Annotated in this window: 14 protein-coding genes and 1 riboswitch; of the genes, 5 read left to right on the top strand and 9 right to left on the bottom strand. The window is 49.9% G+C overall.

Annotated features, from left to right (window positions below; translation table 11 throughout):
* Window positions 1-66: 66 nt before the first annotated feature.
* From cra to KP22_RS10905, 4 genes are all read right to left on the bottom strand, one after another.
* Window positions 67-1,071, bottom strand: coding sequence for a catabolite repressor/activator (cra, locus tag KP22_RS10920; protein WP_039305730.1), 1,005 nt, complete (start codon window positions 1,069-1,071; stop codon window positions 67-69).
* A 271-nt stretch (window positions 1,072-1,342) separates the two neighbouring features.
* Window positions 1,343-1,834 carry an acetolactate synthase small subunit gene (gene ilvN / locus KP22_RS10915; RefSeq protein WP_010681718.1) on the bottom strand — a complete coding sequence of 164 codons (492 nt, stop codon included), beginning with the start codon at window positions 1,832-1,834 and terminating at the stop codon, window positions 1,343-1,345.
* 2 nt (window positions 1,835-1,836) lie between these two features.
* Window positions 1,837-3,555 carry an acetolactate synthase 3 large subunit gene (ilvI, locus tag KP22_RS10910; RefSeq protein WP_039305727.1) on the bottom strand — a complete coding sequence of 573 codons (1,719 nt, stop codon included), beginning with the start codon at window positions 3,553-3,555 and terminating at the stop codon, window positions 1,837-1,839.
* Window positions 3,556-3,904: 349 nt separating this feature from the next.
* Window positions 3,905-5,710, bottom strand: a complete 1,806-nt coding sequence (locus KP22_RS10905; RefSeq protein WP_039306016.1) for an AMP-dependent synthetase/ligase — start codon at window positions 5,708-5,710, stop codon at window positions 3,905-3,907.
* Window positions 5,711-6,126: 416 nt separating this feature from the next.
* Between KP22_RS10905 and leuA the strand changes: the two genes are divergently transcribed.
* Genes leuA through leuD form a run of 4 tightly spaced genes read left to right on the top strand, consistent with a single transcriptional unit; the run spans window position 6,127 to window position 10,835 of the window.
* Window positions 6,127-7,725, top strand: a complete 1,599-nt coding sequence (gene leuA, locus KP22_RS10900; protein WP_039305724.1) for a 2-isopropylmalate synthase — start codon at window positions 6,127-6,129, stop codon at window positions 7,723-7,725.
* Complete coding sequence (gene leuB / locus KP22_RS10895) at window positions 7,725-8,816, top strand: 3-isopropylmalate dehydrogenase (RefSeq protein ID WP_039305721.1); 1,092 nt, start codon at window positions 7,725-7,727, stop codon at window positions 8,814-8,816. The genes leuA and leuB overlap by 1 nt, the downstream gene beginning before the upstream one ends.
* A 2-nt stretch (window positions 8,817-8,818) precedes the next feature.
* Complete coding sequence (leuC, locus tag KP22_RS10890) at window positions 8,819-10,219, top strand: 3-isopropylmalate dehydratase large subunit (RefSeq protein WP_039305719.1); 1,401 nt, start codon at window positions 8,819-8,821, stop codon at window positions 10,217-10,219.
* A 13-nt stretch (window positions 10,220-10,232) separates the two neighbouring features.
* Window positions 10,233-10,835, top strand: coding sequence for a 3-isopropylmalate dehydratase small subunit (gene leuD, locus KP22_RS10885; protein WP_039305716.1), 603 nt, complete (start codon window positions 10,233-10,235; stop codon window positions 10,833-10,835).
* 60 nt (window positions 10,836-10,895) lie between these two features.
* On the opposite strand, the gene KP22_RS10880 is transcribed toward leuD, so the two are convergent.
* From KP22_RS10880 to sgrT, 5 genes are all read right to left on the bottom strand, one after another.
* A complete protein-coding gene (locus KP22_RS10880; RefSeq protein WP_039305714.1) occupies window positions 10,896-11,207 on the bottom strand; it encodes an AzlD domain-containing protein in 312 nt (103 codons plus the stop codon).
* Entirely contained in the window at window positions 11,204-11,938 is a 735-nt protein-coding gene (locus KP22_RS10875) for an AzlC family ABC transporter permease (protein WP_039305711.1), read from the bottom strand. Before KP22_RS10875 ends, KP22_RS10880 begins: the two co-directional genes overlap by 4 nt.
* A 101-nt stretch (window positions 11,939-12,039) precedes the next feature.
* Window positions 12,040-12,879: an AraC family transcriptional regulator gene (locus tag KP22_RS10870; RefSeq protein WP_039305708.1), complete on the bottom strand. Its 840-nt coding sequence runs from the start codon at window positions 12,877-12,879 to the stop codon at window positions 12,040-12,042.
* Window positions 12,880-13,074: 195 nt separating this feature from the next.
* The gene (locus tag KP22_RS10865) at window positions 13,075-14,694 is read right to left on the bottom strand and encodes a methyl-accepting chemotaxis protein (protein ID WP_039305705.1); all 1,620 of its coding nucleotides are present in this window, start codon (window positions 14,692-14,694) and stop codon (window positions 13,075-13,077) included.
* Between the two features lie 606 nt (window positions 14,695-15,300).
* Entirely contained in the window at window positions 15,301-15,465 is a 165-nt protein-coding gene (sgrT, locus tag KP22_RS10860; protein ID WP_039305702.1) for a glucose uptake inhibitor SgrT, read from the bottom strand.
* Between the two features lie 90 nt (window positions 15,466-15,555).
* On the opposite strand from sgrT, the gene sgrR reads away from it, so the two are divergent.
* Window positions 15,556-17,214: an HTH-type transcriptional regulator SgrR gene (gene sgrR, locus KP22_RS10855; protein ID WP_039305700.1), complete on the top strand. Its 1,659-nt coding sequence runs from the start codon at window positions 15,556-15,558 to the stop codon at window positions 17,212-17,214.
* Window positions 17,215-17,251: 37 nt separating this feature from the next.
* Window positions 17,252-17,348, top strand: a riboswitch (TPP riboswitch).
* The last annotated feature ends 67 nt before the right edge of the window (window positions 17,349-17,415 follow it).

Raw genomic sequence — 17,415 nt, 5'->3', positions numbered from 1 at the left:
AATGAATTGAGATCGGATGAAGAAGAGACGCCATAGCAATCTATGGCGCAAAAATGCAGATAGAGATTACATGCGGCTCAGTGAGCCTCGACGATACAAGTTACGTCGGATACGATTCAAACCAGGCTTCGGCCTTTTCGGCTCATCCAAACTGGCTAACACCAATTCCAGTACGCGCTCCGCGACCTCACGATGGCGCTGAGCGACAGACAATACCGGGCATTCCAGATAATCCAACAGTTCGTTATCCCCAAAGGTCGCAATAGCCAGATTATTCGGCAGACGCCCGTTAATCTTCAGGTTAACGTCCATCACCCCCTGTAATAACGGGAATGAGGTGGTGAATAATGCCTCTGGCATAGGATTATTTTGCAGATAATCCATAAACGCGGCAGCAGAAGCCACACGCTCATAACTATTGGAATAAAGATAATTCACTTCACGCGGATCGCCTGCCCACGCCTGACGGAACCCTTGCTCACGAAGGAAGCTGACTGAAAGCTCAGGTAATGCGCCAAGATAGAGTACCGATTTCGCAGGCACTTTCCTTAATTCCTGCGCCAGCATTTCGGCATCTTCAAGGTCGGCACCGACCACGCTGGTAAAGTGCTCACGATCTAACGCCCTGTCTAACGCAATAATCGGCAAGCCGCCGTTTATCCAACGCTGATAAAACGGGTGCTCAGGTGGCAGCGCCGTAGAAACGATAATCGCATCAACCTGACGCTGTAACAGATGCTCAATACAGCGCATCTCGTTGTCCGGCTGATCTTCAGAGCACGCAATTAATAACTGATACCCGCGCTGTCTGGCCTGACGTTCCAGATAATTAGCAATGCGCGTATAACTGGTATTTTCCAGATCGGGAATAACCAGACCAATTGAACGTGTGCGCCCGGCACGTAATCCAGCCGCGACGGCGTTGGGATGATAATTGTGCTCCCTGACGACAGCCATGACTTTCTCAACGGTCTTATCGCTCACACGATATTGTTTGGCTTTCCCGTTAATCACATAGCTGGCTGTCGTGCGTGAAACACCCGCAAGACGCGCGATTTCATCCAGTTTCACGGTAACCCCTTTAGTAGGCCGGAAAATAAGCAGGCCGGCTCAATAAAATAATATGATGACCATAAAATCATCATGGATATGGCGTAGATCTAACAGCAGAAACTTTTGCACGGCAACTGCTTTTATCACGTTACCCACATATTTCAAGCTGCCATATCAATAATGGACGTCTTTTACGCTGAATATATTGCGTCTATATAAAATAAGGACAATAAAAAGGCCCGATACGATTATATCGAGCCTCTTAAAAGAAAAAGCAGCGAAAAGTCGATTAACGCATGATTTTATCGCCGCGCGATACACCGACGATACCAGAACGCGCCACTTCAACAATTTCGGACACTTCACGCACAGCACTGAGAAACGCATCCAGTTTATCGCTGGTGCCAGCAAGCTGTACGGTATAAAGCGAGGCGGTGACATCCACAATCTGGCCGCGGAAAATATCGGCGCAGCGTTTCACTTCTTCACGGCCATAACCTGTGGCCTGTAGCTTCACCAACATGATCTCACGCTCAACGTGCGCACCCTGACCGAGTTCACTGACGCGCAGGACATCCACCAGCTTGTGCAGTTGCTTTTCGATCTGCTCCAGTACTTTCTCATCGCCTACCGTCTGAATAGTCATACGGGATAGCGTAGGGTCTTCGGTTGGTGCTACGGTCAAGCTTTCAATGTTGTAGCCACGCTGTGAAAACAGGCCGACAACACGGGACAAGGCACCTGATTCATTCTCAAGTAATACTGATAAAATCCGACGCATGATCAGGTCCTCTCCGTTTTGCTCAACCACATTTCATCCATCGCCCCGCCGCGAATCTGCATAGGGTAAACATGCTCGCTGCTATCGATGTTGATATCAACAAATACCAGACGATCTTTCTGCGCCAGTGCTTGCGACAGCTTACTTTCCAGTTCGTCCGGCGTATCGATAGAAATCCCGACGTGACCGTACGCTTCAGCCAGCTTGACGAAATCCGGTAACGATTCCATATAAGAACTGGAATGGCGGCCAGAGTAGATCATGTCCTGCCACTGCTTCACCATACCGAGGAAACGGTTGTTCAGGTTGATCACCACAACCGGCAGATCATATTGCAGTGCCGTAGAAAGCTCCTGAATATTCATCTGAATGCTGCCATCACCCGTTACGCAAATGACCGTTTCTTCCGGCAGCGCAAGCTTGATGCCCAATGCCGCAGGCAAGCCAAAGCCCATCGTGCCGAGTCCACCAGAGTTGACCCAACGGCGCGGTAAATCGAAAGGATAATACAGTGCAGCGAACATCTGGTGCTGACCGACATCCGATGCCACATAGGCTTTACCTTCGGTCAGCCGATGCAGCGTTTCAATCACTGCCTGCGGTTTAATCTTGTCGCTTTCGGTGTTGTATTTCAGGCAGTGACGCCCACGCCACTGCTCGATACCCTGCCACCAGTCGCGTAGCGCATCAAATTGCTGCTGTGCGCCATCCTGTGACAGCAACTCCAGCATCAGGCTTAACACCTGTTTGGCATCGCCAACGATAGGGATATCGGCGTTTACCGTTTTGGAAATCGACGCGGGATCGATATCAATATGCAACACCGTCGCATTCGGGCAGTACTTCGCCAGATTGTTCGTCGTGCGGTCGTCGAAGCGTACCCCTACGGCGAAAATCACATCGGCGTTATGCATAGCCATGTTGGCTTCATACGTTCCGTGCATCCCCAGCATACCGAGGCACTGACGGTGCGTGCCAGGGAATCCGCCGAGCCCCATCAGGGAGGTGGTCACTGGCAGGTTTAGTTTTTCCGCCAGTGTCAGCAGTTCTTCGTGACACTCTGCGTTAATCACGCCACCACCGCTGTAGATAATCGGTTTTTTTGCCGCCAGCAGGGTTTGCAGCGCACGGCGAATCTGACCTTTGTGCCCTTGAACCGTCGGATTATAGGAACGCATGCTGACGCTTTCAGGATAAACGTACGGCAGTTTATTAGCCGGATTCATGATGTCTTTTGGTAGATCGACAACCACAGGCCCTGGACGTCCGGTTGATGCCAGATAAAAGGCTTTTTTCAGGATCGTCGGGACATCTTCAGCTTTCTTGACCAAAAAACTGTGCTTCACAATAGGGCGGGAAATGCCCACCGTGTCGCATTCCTGAAAGGAATCGTAGCCAATCAGCGAAGTCGCAACCTGACCGGACAACACCACCATAGGAATGGAGTCCATATAGGCAGTAGCGATACCGGTAATGGCGTTTGTCGCACCGGGACCGGACGTGACCAGCACAACGCCGACATCACCCGTCGCACGTGCATAGCCATCAGCCATATGTACCGCACCTTGCTCATGCCGCACCAAAATATGATCGATACCGCCAACCGTATGCAGGGCGTCGTAAATATCCAGCACCGCACCGCCCGGATAACCGAACACATGTTTTACGCCCTGATCGATCAACGATCGGACCACCATTTCGGCGCCTGACAACATCTCCATGGATCTGCCTCTTTTGTTCAGAAAGCGGAATCCGCCTCTGTATTGACCGGGGAAATCCCCGCGCTCATGTTGTGTTAATACTGTTAATTTTACGAAATATTATAGGGATTGCTAATAACCCATTAACATAACGCCAGATTATGACGCAGACAAACGGCAAAAAACCACCGAGTTTAATTGGCATTGCGGGGAATCGAACGTAAGGGAAAAAGGAAATGAGATAAAATACTAACTGGGAACCTTCAGACCTGAGAGATCGTCCATAAAGGCCATAAATTACAGAATGAAATCTTGAGGCCGAAAAACCACATTTCTTTTCAGGAAACGAGCTTCTCGGCCTATGACATCATCAAGACTCGGCGTACATCGCATCAATTTCCAACTGGTAACGCTGGTTGATGATCTTTCTACGTAGCTTGAGCGTTGGCGTCAGCTCCCCTTCTGCCATTGAAAACGGCACAGGCAACAACGTGAATTTCTTCACCTGCTCAACGCGAGAAAGCTCTTTCTGCATCTCCCGCAGGCGCTGCTCAAACAATTCAATAATATGACTGTGGCGCAGTAACTCCAGACGATCGTGGTACTTCAAGTTGATGGAGTGAGCGTATTCTTCCAGCGCTTCGAAACACGGAACGATCAGTGCAGATACGTACTTGCGCGTATCCGCGATAATCGCAACCTGTTCAATGAAACGATCCTGCCCCAGCGTGCCTTCCAGATGCTGCGGTGCGATATATTTACCGCCCGAGGTTTTCATCAGATCCTTCAACCGTTCAGTAATAAACAGGTTACCGTTGGCATCCAGCTCTCCCGCATCGCCGGTTTTCAGCCAGCCATCTTCGGTAAAGGTTTCTGCGGTTTCCTGCGGGCGATGGAAATACCCCCGCATGATGGTCGCGCCACGCACCTGAATCTCGTTTTCCTCGCCGATTCGGACTTCAATACCTGGTAGCGGCGTACCGATGGAGCCCAAACGGAATCGACCTTCTTCCCAGCAGGAAACCGTCGCACAGGTTTCGGTCATGCCGTAACCATAGATAATGTGAATCCCAATCGACCGGAAAAACAGAATGATGTTGTCATCCAGTCGTGCGCCCGCAGCAGGCATGAAACGAATCTCGCCCCCGAGAAGCTGACGCAGTTTCCCTAGCACCAGTCGATCAGCATAGTGATGCATGACGCGGCGCAAAAGCCCGCTCTTCTTTGTTGTATGGCTAGCCAAAAAAGTGCGTTGCCCCTGCGCGATAGCCCAGTTGAATAGCCGCTGGCGATACCAAGGAGCCTGCGCCACTTTTTCATGAATTGCGCTGTAAACTTTCTCATAAAAACGCGGTACGGCGCACATTACAGTAGGCTTCACCGCCTGCATCGCGCCACGCACTAAATTCGTATCGCTGAGGTACACATTCTGTGCACCACAGTGCATAACAACGAAACTCCAGGCGCGCTCGAAGACATGGGAAAGCGGCAAGAAGCAAAGTGAGACATCATTTGCCGACATACTTAAACGATCGTCGTGTAGCTTAAGCTGCATCGCCATGTTGGTGTAATCCAGCATGACGCCTTTCGGCTCACCGGTGGTGCCGGAGGTATAAATCAGCGTAAATAGATCGTTGAGATCGCAACTGTCGATGCGCATCTGCCATTCATCACGCCAAAAATCGTCTACGGCCTGCGCTTCAAACTCATGCAGCGATTGCACAATATCGCTACCACGCAGATTGACGTCTTTATCCATCACGATGATATTTCGCAGCTGTGGGCAGGTATCGCGCAGCGCTAGCAGTGCATCCAACTGTTCCTGACCACCGACGAATATCGTACGGATATCGGCATCATTGATGATGAATGCCGCCTGCGCTGTCGTATTCGTGGCATAAATTGGCACGCTGATCACCCGCAAGTGCAGCAGTGCCAGATCGGCGAGCGACCAATTCATTGAGTTGTGAGAGAAAATCGCAACCCGTTCCTGAACATCCAGTCCCAACGCCAATAATCCACTGGCAATGCGTTGGATGCGCTGCCCGGCCTGTGTCCAGGTGAGCTGCTGTTCGCCCGCAGGCGTCCACTCGCGCAAGGTAATGCGACCTGCGCAGTGATTGATCTGATCTTGAACCCGGTGCACCACATGGTATGGCTGTAAATGATTATTCATCTGTAAAAGAATTTCTAAGGGGGAATGGATTTGACAGCATTTCAGCGTACAGCTGTACATTATTTGGCGTGCAGTCTACCGTCATTGTTCAAAACCGCAACGATCTTTCGTTCATTCGCCGTTGGCTATCGCCGGTTTACTTGACGCACGTCACACCAATCAAAAGTTGACATAACCCTGATAATCGCGTACCAATAATGCAACACCGAATTTTAGATGACGAGACACGACACTATGTTCAAGTTTACTGTCCTACTAAGCCTACTACTAAACGCATCCTTCTTGCGCGGTAGGTTTGTGGGCAGAGTTAAGAACTAAGTTTCTCGCCACACGATACAAAAACCCGCGCTGATGCGCGGGTTTTTTTTTACTCGCCGAGCGCTAAGTGCAAATAGATACGACAAGGAACTAAACTGATGAGCGAGCAAGTCATTATTTTTGATACCACATTACGTGATGGTGAACAGGCTTTACAGGCAAGTTTGAGCGTAAAAGAAAAGCTGCAAATTGCCTTCGCGCTGGAGCGTATGGGCGTTGATGTCATGGAGGTTGGCTTCCCCGTGTCATCTCCCGGCGACTTTGAATCCGTTCAGACCATTGCCCGTAACATCAAAAATAGTCGAGTGTGCGGTTTGACCCGCTGCGTCGAAAAGGATATCGATGTCGCCGCAGAAGCGCTGCGTGTCGCAGAAGCCTTTCGCATCCACACCTTTATTGCCACTTCACCAATGCACATCGCTACCAAACTGCGCAGCACGTTGGACGAAGTGATCGAACGCGCTATCTATATGATCAAACGCGCACGTAACTATACAGACGACGTTGAATTCTCCTGCGAAGATGCGGGCCGGACACCCATTCCAGACTTGTGTCGCGTGGTTGAGGCCGCAATCAATGCCGGTGCTCGCACGATTAATATCCCGGACACTGTCGGCTACACCATGCCTCATGAGTTCGGCAACATCATCGCCTCACTGTACCAACATGTTCCCAATATCGATAAAGCCATCATTTCTGTTCACACTCACGACGATCTGGGCTTGGCCGTCGGCAACGCAATGGCAGCCGTTCACGCAGGGGCTCGTCAGGTAGAAGGTACGTTGAACGGTATCGGTGAACGTGCCGGCAACTGTTCACTGGAAGAAGTGATCATGGCGATAAAAACCCGCCATGACATCTTGAATGTCCATACCAACATCAACCATCAGGAAATCTACCGCACCAGCCAACTGGTCAGCCAGATTTGCAACATGCCTATCCCTGCCAACAAAGCGGTTGTGGGTGCCAACGCTTTCGCCCACTCTTCTGGTATTCATCAGGATGGCGTGCTGAAGAATCGTGAAAACTACGAAATCATGACGCCAGAATCCATCGGCCTGAAAGAAGTACAGTTGAACCTGACTTCTCGTTCTGGTCGTGCGGCGGTGAAACACCGTATGGAAGAGATGGGCTATCAGGAGAGCGATTACAATCTGGACGATTTGTACTCTGCATTCCTGAAACTGGCAGATAAAAAAGGTCAGGTGTTTGATTACGATCTGGAAGCGCTGGCCTTTATCAATCGTCAGCAGGAAGAACCTGAGTTCTACCATCTGGATTATTTCAGCGTTCAGTCTGGTTCCAGCGTGATGGCAACGGCCTCCGTCAAACTGATTTGCGGCGAAGAAACACAGTCAGAAGCGGCGACAGGTAATGGCCCGGTGGATGCCGTTTATCAGGCGATCAACCGCATCACGGGCTATCAGGTTTCGCTGGTTAAATACCAACTGACGGCCAAAGGCCAGGGTCGTGATGCGCTGGGTCAGGTTGATATCGTCGCGGATTATCAGGGACGTCGTTTCCATGGCGTCGGCCTGGCGACGGATATCGTTGAATCTTCCGCGCAGGCAATGGTAAATGTATTAAACAACATCAAACGTGCTCAGCAGGTAGAAAAAGAAATTCAACGTCTGCAACAGCACAATAACCAACAACAAAACGATAGCAAACAACAAAACAGTCAGGAAACAGTGTGATGACAAAGAGCTACCATATCGCCGTTTTACCCGGAGACGGCATTGGCCCGGAAGTAATGGCACAGGCCCACAAAGTATTGGATGCAGTGCGTCAGCGTTTTGGCATCCGTATTACCACCAGCGAATACGACGTTGGCGGTATCGCCATTGACCGTCAGGGCACACCGTTGCCACCGACGACCGTCGCCGGCTGTGAGCAGGCCGATGCGATCCTGTTCGGTTCCGTTGGCGGCCCGAAATGGGAACATTTGCCACCGGCAGAGCAGCCAGAGCGAGGGGCGTTATTGCCTCTGCGTAAGCACTTCAAACTGTTCAGCAACCTGCGTCCTGCGCGCCTGTATCAGGGGTTGGAAGCGTTTTGCCCGCTGCGTAGCGACATCGCCGCGAAAGGCTTTGATATCCTGTGCGTCCGCGAATTGACGGGTGGAATCTACTTCGGTCAGCCGAAAGGTCGTGAAGGTAGCGGTCAATACGAACGCGCTTTCGATACCGAGGTGTATCACCGTTTCGAGATTGAGCGCATTGCGCACATCGCGTTTGAATCCGCACGCAAACGCCGCAGCATCGTGACTTCCATCGATAAAGCCAACGTGCTGCAAAGCTCTATTCTGTGGCGCGAGATCGTCACGGAAGTCGCGAAAAATTATCCAGATGTGAAGCTATCCCATTTGTATATCGATAACGCAACGATGCAGTTGATTAAAGATCCGTCTCAGTTTGACGTAATGCTGTGTTCTAACCTGTTCGGTGACATTCTGTCCGACGAGTGCGCCATGATTACCGGCTCAATGGGCATGCTGCCTTCCGCAAGCCTGAACGAGCAAGGCTTCGGTTTGTACGAGCCTGCTGGCGGTTCTGCTCCGGATATCGCAGGTAAAGACATTGCCAATCCGATTGCGCAGATTTTGTCACTGGCGCTGCTGCTGCGCTACAGCCTGGGTGCGGATGATGCCGCAGAAACCATCGAAAAAGCCGTCAATACTGCGCTGGCTGAAGGCTATCGCACTGCCGATTTGGCAAGCTCAAGCAACGCGATCGGTACCAGTGAAATGGGCGACGTTATTGCGCGTTTTGTGGCGCAAGGGGCATAACCATGGGTAAAACGTTATATCAAAAATTGTTCGATGCGCACGTGGTTCATGAAGCGCCGAATGAAACGCCACTGCTGTATATCGACAGACATCTGGTGCACGAAGTGACTTCCCCACAGGCGTTCGACGGCCTGCGTGCGATGGGCCGTAAGGTTCGTCAGCCGGGGAAAACCTTCGCGACGATGGACCACAACGTGTCCACGCAGACCAAAGACATCAACGCCAGTGGTGAGATGGCCCGCATTCAGATGCAAGAGCTGATCAAGAACTGTGCGGAATTCGGCGTTCAACTGTATGACCTGAACCATCCGTATCAAGGCATCGTTCACGTTATCGGTCCAGAACAAGGGATGACGCTGCCGGGTATGACCATCGTCTGCGGTGACTCACACACGGCAACGCACGGCGCATTTGGTTCACTGGCCTTCGGCATCGGCACATCGGAAGTGGAACATGTATTGGCGACGCAAACCCTGAAACAGGGCCGTGCCAAAACCATGAAGATTGAAGTCACCGGTGATGCTGCTCACGGCATCACCGCGAAAGACATCGTTCTGGCGATCATCGGTAAAACCGGTAGCGCAGGCGGCACCGGTCATGTGGTTGAATTCTGTGGTAAAGCCATTCGTGCTCTGAGCATGGAAGGCCGTATGACGCTGTGCAACATGGCCATTGAGATGGGCGCGAAGGCCGGTCTGGTTGCACCGGATGAAACCACTTTTAGCTATCTGAAAGGTCGTCAGTTTGCCCCGAAAGACGCCAACTGGGAGGCCGCCGTTGCGTACTGGAGCACGCTGAAATCCGATGATGACGCGCAGTTCGACACTATCGTCACGTTGGACGCCGCGCAGATTGCCCCACAGGTCACCTGGGGCACCAATCCCGGCCAGGTTATCGCCGTCAATCAGGAAATTCCAAGCCCTGATTCTTTCAGCGATCCGGTAGAACGCGCCTCTGCTGCCAAAGCGCTGGCGTATATGGATCTGCAACCCGGCATTAAACTGACCGATGTGAAGATCGATAAAGTTTTTATTGGTTCTTGCACCAACTCACGCATTGAAGATTTGCGTGCGGCGGCAGAAATCGCCAAAGGGCGTAAAGTTGCCGCAGGCGTTCAGGCTATCGTCGTACCCGGCTCCGGTCCGGTAAAGACCATGGCAGAACTGGAAGGGCTGGATAAAGTGTTCATCGAAGCCGGTTTTGAGTGGCGCTTACCGGGCTGTTCCATGTGTCTGGCGATGAACAATGACCGCCTGAATCCCGGCGAACGCTGTGCATCAACCAGCAACCGTAACTTTGAAGGCCGTCAAGGTCGCGCTGGTCGCACCCATCTGGTCAGTCCGGCAATGGCTGCTGCCGCTGCGGTGACGGGTCGCTTTGCCGACGTCCGCGAGTTGAATTAAGAGAGAAACCGACATGGCTAAATTTACCCAACACACAGGTCTGGTGGTTCCTCTGGATGCCGCTAACGTCGATACCGACGCCATCATTCCCAAGCAGTTTCTGCAAAAGGTGACGCGTACGGGTTTCGGCCAACATCTGTTCCACGACTGGCGTTTTCTGGACGATGCCGGTCAACAGCCTAACCCTGAATTTGTGCTGAACAAACCGCACTACAAAGGGGCGAGTATCCTGCTGGCGCGCGAAAACTTCGGCTGTGGCTCTTCCCGTGAACACGCACCGTGGGCGCTGACCGATTACGGCTTCAACGTCGTTATCGCCCCAAGCTTCGCCGATATTTTCTATGGCAACTCGTTTAACAACCAACTGTTACCAGTAAAGTTGAGCGACGAAGAAGTGGACGAGCTGTTCAAGCTGGTTGACGGACAGGAAGGGATTACCTTCACGGTCGATCTGGAGAATCAGGTCGTTCAGGCGGGCAGCAAACGCTACCCGTTTGAAATCGACAGCTTCCGCCGTCACTGCATGATCAACGGATTAGACAGCATCGGCCTGACGCTGCAACACGAAGCATCGATTACCGAGTATGAAAAGAATCAGCCTGCATTTTTGAACTGATTCAAGATTACAGATAGCCCGAAGCCCGTGCTTTATTGCGGGCTTTTTTTTAATTAATCACTAAAGCAAGGCAGCAATGAGATAAAAAGCCAGCATACTCAAGAACACCGCGACTACTATATTTCTGATAAAGAATGAAATTACGACACTCACTATTGCGCCGAGAAAATACGGGTTATCAGGAAAGGCGCGAATCACGCCGTGTTCCATTAAAATAATCGGCCCACAAATCGCAGTGAGTAAACAGGGTGCGGAATACTTTAAAGCACGATGGAGTAAAACAGGAATTTTTACCGGCACGGCGGGTTCGAGAAAAATATAGCGATTAAAAAAAACAATCCCAGCCAGAACGAATATCAATAACCAACTCATTTTTCTTCCTTAAGCACGGATGCGATAAATACCGAGAAAAACATACCGCCGACACCAGCAATAGCAATCGCACCTTCTATCTTGAAATAGGTTAACAACATCGATAATAGTAGGGAAAACAGGATGCCAGAGAAGGTACTGATCTTCTTTATCATCGGCACAACGATGGTAATGAACGTAGCAACGATAGAGTAATCAAGATGATACTTATCCAGATCAGGCACCGCGGACGCCATAAACACACCAAGAACACTAAAGATATTCCAGAAAATATAAAAGGTGATGCCCGCACCGATTAAATAGCTCGCGCTGACATTATTCTTTCTGCCTTTCTTTTCACTAAGCGCAAAGAGTTCATCCGATAATAAAAAACCAATAGGCAGTCGTTTTCTTAATTTCAACGTTGAAACGTATTCGCGTAGCGTCAGGCCATATATCAGATGCTGTGCGGTGATAAAGAAAACGGAGATTAATAGCGTCGCGACATTCGCCCCAGACATGAGTAATCCTAGCGAGACTAATTGCGCCGCTCCCGCGAAAATAATAGCGGACATCCCGATACTTTGCCCGACGGATAATCCCGATTGGATAGCCATCGAGCCAGCAAGAATCCCCCACGGCACAACGGATAAACAGAGAGGAAGCATCTCAACCACGCCGGTCATAAAGTGCTTCCACGGGCTAACCGTGTCTTTAGCTGCCGACGATGAACGCGTTACGGTGTTTTCCATATAACATTGCACTATCATAAATAAATCGATAGCGGAAAATTAACAAAAGGCTTTTTAGGAGTATTGGATAATTTTGCTTATCCTCAGAATAGAGGATCGGCCTATTTATGCGTTGCTTTAGCAAACGCCCCCGGCGTTAAACCTAAAGAATTTTTGAAATGGCGATGGAAGTGGCTCTGATCGGTAAAACCACACTGCACCGACACATCAAGAATAGTATTGCCCTTGCGCAATAGGCCTTTAGCCTTTCGCAGACGAGCTTGAATCAAATAAGCGTGAGGCGTAATACCGACAACCGCTTTAAACTGCCGTAAGAAGTGCCACACACTAAGCTCAGCGAGTTCCGCCAGTTCAACAAGAGCCAGTTCTTTCTCAGGATAGCTGTCCATAAAGTCTTTAACATTCAGTATATTTTGGGTCGCAACAGGAAGCATCTGTGGCGTCAGGCGCGTCTTGCTATAGCGCATCGTTAACCAGGTTAATGAAGATAGCAGCAGCGTTTCTTTTAATAGCATATTGCCCGGCTGAGCAAGCATGTTAAACGTCATGAGCAACTGATCCGCCAGTCCAGGGTCGTGAACAACGGCATCGGGAAACCACGGAATGGAATCTTTAGAGCGATGAAGATCCTGATTAATCGAGCGAAAAAGATCGGGATGCGGATAAATAGCGCGATAGGCCCAGCCGGTTTCTACCTCAGAGCTTCCCGTATGCACATCGTCCGCATTCACCAGAATGATGTCGCCTTTCGGCGCAACGTGCTCTGCACCTGAACGATAAAAGCGCTGAGCACCCTGCTCAATCACGCTAATGCAATAGGTCTCATGCACATGGCGAGGAAAACACTGCCGGTAGTACTGCGCCTGCAACATATCCAGACCGCCAAGTGCTTCAAGGTGCCTGAAATTTGTCTGCTCTTGTGCGACCAGCTTTTTAGGCACACATCAATCCTCTTATCGTTTGTACAAAATTGCTCTGGCAGAGAAGCAATAGGCTTTCATCTTCCTGAAACAATGTACCTGTGTCATTGATTCTATCAGAAGCGGATTAACATCCCATGCTGGAAAAAACGCAAAAAAAAACCAGCGACACAAGCCGCTGGCGATCAATGATACATCTCTTTTTTACTACGCGAATTACATCAGGTGAAACCGGGCTACCCCAAGATTCAACCGCTCAGCCTGCTGCTCAAGCGATGCGGCAGACGAGGAAGCCTCCAGCACCAGCGTCGCATTTTGTTGCGTGACCCGATCCATTTCGGATATCGCTAACGACACCTGATTAATACCACTACTTTGCTCATCGGAAGCCAGTGAAATCTCATTCATGATTCGAGTAACATTATTAATTTCGGCGACAATCTCAGCCATCGCTTTACCCGCCTCAGAGGCTAACGTCGTTCCCTCGATCACTCGGGTTTCGGATTCTTTAATCAACGCAGCAATCTCCGTTGCTGCGTTAGCAGATCGCTGTGCCAGATTACGTACTTCCCCTGCAACCACCGCAAATCCTTTGCCCTGCTCACCCGCTCGGGCGGCTTCTACCGCCGCATTCAGCGCCAGAATATTGGTCTGAAATGCAATCCCGTTAATCAGTGCAATAATCTCAGAAATTTTGTCTGAACTCTTGGCAATCTCCGCCATCGACCCCACAACCTGTTCCACAATTCTGCCGCCATTCACCGCTTTAGACGAAGTATCTGTCGCTGCCTTGCTAGCATGATGCGCATTATCGGTATTTTGTTTCACCGCCGCCGTGAGCTGCTCCATACTGGCAGCCGTTTCCGCCAGTGCCGCAGCCTGCTGCTCTGTTCGTGCAGACAAATCTGTATTACCGACGGCGATTTTCGTCGAACTGCTGTGAATAGACTCCGCACTATCGCGCACCGAGCCAACCGTCTCAGAGAGAGAGTCCTGCATTTGCTGGATATTGTCACCCAAAATGCCGATTTCATTTCTCCCTACATCCGCACGCGCGCGCGTTAAGTCTCCCTGAGCGATCGCCTGTATGCGCGACACCCAATACTGCACGGGGTTAATAATAACTCGGCGAATTAATAGGAACGTCATGCCTGTTAACACGATAGCCAGAATAAATGCCCCGGTCATGAGCGTGTATCCCAAAGTGGAATGTCTCTCAGCCGTCAAATTAATGTTTTTGGCCATATCAACCCGATAAAGGTAAGACGCTTTTAGCGGCACATCGTACTCATCATCTAATTTAGACATGGTGGTCGACTCAAACACATTGAGTTCTTCCACATTGCCTTTTTTCGCTATGTCAAACATGGGCTTGATGCCCCGCTCAACATAATCGCTATAACGCGCTTTTAATTCATTATCGCGGGCGAGCTCGGCGCCAGAACGCACTGCTCTGTTTTGATAACCGTTAAACATTTTCTGCGACATCACCAGTCGTTCTTCTGCGGCTTTCAGACTGGCGTTGTAATTATCCGTAAGGCCATTATGTAAATGATTCACGGCATGCAGCAAATTCATACGCGCTGCACGCATATGGTTAGCACTATCAACTAACTCCATCCGAACATTCAATTCCAGCGTGGATTCATTTAATGACAATTCTGCCTGCTTCAGAAAGTAGGATGATGTCGCCACAGCCACGGCAAAGAGCAGTAAAACACCAGAAAAAACAATAATAAAAAGAGGTGTTAACTTAATATTATGTACTCCAGGAGAGGAGTGCCACGGTTCTGGTTTTTCGTAAAGCGCTATTGACTGATACGGTAAATCGCTCATTTTTACATCCGTTGATGTTATTCAGAAAGTTGCTGTGAAGTAAAATTCAGGTAGACAAGAAAAATAAAACGTACATGTTACATAATATTTAAAGATTATAACAATGCGCGTTAAGTGTGAGAGGAAAAATAGTAACCTCTAAAAAATAATTTTATCGACAAGATCGCCATCACAAAAAAGTGCCACTATAACGAAAGCCGCCCAATCAAGACCATTAAAAAATTATATATTACATAACCTTATGTTAATTTCCGTAGCTAAAAATCTTACGTTAGCAATCATTATTAGTATAGAAATACATTCATAGAATTGTTTAATTTTAATGACAATAGATTTAAGCCTAACATTCAACATTGGGTATTAAACGTTACTTTAGTAATATCTGAATACGGCTCTGTGGGATGTATTCTTACCCTTCTTCTCTTCCTTTCAACCTGCTTTTGCGAAGCCGCACGCAGTCTCGCCACGCAAGCTATCCGCAATAGCCAAAAAATGACGCGACGGTCCGTAATAGGGTGGCAGGTAAACGCCATAAAAAAAACCAGCGAGAAAACTCGCTGGTTGGTGAAACGTCACCATTACTCAGAATACGTTTCCTCGCACCTTCTATAGCCAATGACGGTATTCATCGTCAGACATTTCGTTCAGGTGCCACTGCGTCGCCTGCTGCAATAATGCAACGCGCTGTTGGGTAGACATCCATCGCAACCACGTCGCTTTACAGGTCGATAAGTAGGTTCGATAGAACTGGGACAAACGGGAAATTGCCATGAGCCACCTCCTCTCTTTCCTTGTTGGAAAGTATCGACGTAATATAGGGAAAGATAAATTGATGACTTTAGTGCAGGGAGTTCCTCTTTTATGTCTTCTCCTCGATTGCAACAACAGTTCATCCGCCTGTGGCAACACTTTCAGGGACAAACCACCGACACCACGCTGCAAGAGCTGACGGGGGTACTGAACTGCTCGCGCCGCCATATCCGCTCATTGCTGAATGCGATGCAGCAAGAGGGTTGGCTCGTCTGGCAGGCCGAAGCGGGAAGAGGAAAACGCTCGCAGCTCTCCTTTGTCTATACCGGATTAGCCCTACAGCAACAGCGCGCCGAAGATTTGCTAGAACAGGATCGTATTGAGCAGTTGGTGCAGTTGGTGGGTGACAAAGAAGCGGTGCGCCAGATGCTATTGGCGCACCTTGGACGGAGTTTCCGGCAAGGGAAGCACATTCTGCGCATTCTCTATTATCGCCCATTGCGCAATTTACTCCCCAGTTCGGCACTGCGGCGCTCGGAAATGCACATTGCGCGGCAAATTTTCAGCGGGCTGACCAATATAAATGAGGAAAATGGGGAACTGAAACCCGATTTATCCCATCACTGGCAGAGCCTATCTCCCCTGCATTGGCGCTTTTATCTGCGTCCGGCCATACGTTTTCATCACGGTCGTGAACTGACGATGGACGATATCACCACATCCTTATCACGACTCACTCCGCTTCCCCTCTTCTCACATATTGAAGCCGTGACCTCACCGATGCCGTTTGTGATTGATATCAGGCTGAGCAGTCCAGATAAATGGCTACCGTGGCTCCTGGCCAGCGTACACGCCATGATCCTGCCACAGGAGTGGAAAACGTTGCCAAATTTCGCCCAACACCCGATTGGCACCGGACCTTACGCTGTAGCTCGTAATAACAGTAATCAATTGAAAATTCACGCCTTTGATGACTACTTTGGCTATCGGGCGCTGATTGATGAGGTTAACATCTGGGTACTGCCGGACGAGCCAGAAGAAATGCCAGTGTCTGTTCAATTCCAGTCAGATGATTCCCATAATGAACAGTTGGAAAGCCGAATGGAAGAAGGCGGCTATTTCCTGTTATTCGACAAGCGCTCGCCGCTGAACAAGCGTCCAGAAACGCTGCAATGGCTCAGGCAGGTATTTAACCCTATTTCGCTGCTCAGCCACGCCAATATCAGCAACCAACGTGACTGGTCGCCTGCCTACAGCCTGCTGCCGCGCTGGCATCACCACCATCCCGATACGCCACAGTCCATGCCAGAAGGGCTAACAGAAGTCACACTTACGTTCTATCAGGAACACCCGGAGTATCGGATATTAAGCGAGATTATGCGCACGCTGCTGGCACAACAGGGCGTTACCCTACGTCTCCAAACCATCAGTTACGAAGATTGGTATCAGGGCAATGCCGAGAGCGATATCTGGTTTGGCAGCCTGAATTGTTATCTGCCGCTCGAATTCTCGCTGTTCGCCATGCTCTATGAGCTGCCACTGGTGCAACATTGCCTGAATGACGACCTCAACACAGACGCACAGCAGTGGCGTAACCATACGTTGCCGATGGCGGAATGGTGTGAAAAACTTATCAAGAGTGGGCAACTGCATCCGCTATTACATCACTGGCTGCAACTTCAAGGACAGCGCAGTATGCGCGGCGTCAGGATGAATATGTTGGGGTGGTTTGATTTTAAGTCTGCCTGGTTTGCGCCACCGGAACACTGAGAACCTTTCACTACCCGACTTAACCCTTTACAATGAGCCGTTCTCAACGGGGTGCGGAAATTTTTTCGCTGAGAAGATACCCGTCGAACCTGATCCGGTTAATACCGGCGAAGGGATTTGAGGGTGCGGCTTATTGCTGCCTCGAAGTCCTTTGCCACCCTATGATTCTCAGGAGTGCAAAGTGTTAAATCAATTATTACA

Origin of the sequence: Pectobacterium betavasculorum (genome assembly GCF_000749845.1) — a bacterium.
GTDB classification, from domain to species: Bacteria; Pseudomonadota; Gammaproteobacteria; order Enterobacterales; family Enterobacteriaceae; genus Pectobacterium; species Pectobacterium betavasculorum.
Note: the sequence above shows the minus strand (reverse complement) of the source record. Positions and strands in the feature narration are given on the sequence as shown.